Annotated in this window: 1 pseudogene; it reads right to left on the bottom strand. The window is 75.9% G+C overall.

Annotation, left to right across the window (positions count from 1 at the left end):
* A pseudogene (locus tag L0B03_RS18900) lies at nucleotides 1-583 on the bottom strand (folate-binding protein); the annotation flags it as partial.
* Nucleotides 584-598: the final 15 nt, after the last annotated feature.

Below are 598 nucleotides of genomic sequence, written 5' to 3'. Positions count from 1 at the left end.
TTCGCTCGACCACGGCGGCCTCGAGCCCGGCCCGGGGCACGAGCACCAGACGCCACGGACGCTCTCGGCCGGGGTGCTCGTCGTCGGGCCGGCCGTAACGGGTGCCGCCCGCGAGGGTGTGCGGCCACGGGTCGCACCAGGTGACCGGCTCCCCGGGGCCCGCCGCGGCGGCCACGGGCTCACCGAGGGCCGCCCACTGCTCGGTCGCGTCGGCCACCTCGACGCGCATCATGAAGCGCATCGAGTCGAGCCAGGTGGCCAGCCCCGCCGGGTCGGCGGTGATCAGCCAGGTCGTGGTGCCGTCGTCGACCACGGCTGCCGCGTGCTCGACGTGGCCGTGCGGGCTGAGCACGAGGGTCTCGGTCGAGACGTGCGGGGCGAGAGCCGTGAGCTCCTGCGAGGTGATCGAGTTCAACCAGGTCAGGCGGTCGGGACCGGTGACCGTCACGACGCCGAGGTGGGACTGGTCGACCACCGCGCCACCCGCCTCGAGGGCGCGCTGCTCGGCGGTCGGGTCGCCGTAGTGCCAGGCCACGCCGTGGTCGGGACCGGCGGCCTCGACCGCGCCGTGGCGGCTGAGCAGCGCGCTGCGGGGTCC

The sequence above is a fragment of the Actinotalea sp. C106 genome (assembly GCF_023630195.1).
Classification (GTDB): Bacteria; Actinomycetota; Actinomycetes; order Actinomycetales; family Cellulomonadaceae; genus Actinotalea.
Note: the sequence above shows the minus strand (reverse complement) of the source record. Positions and strands in the feature narration are given on the sequence as shown.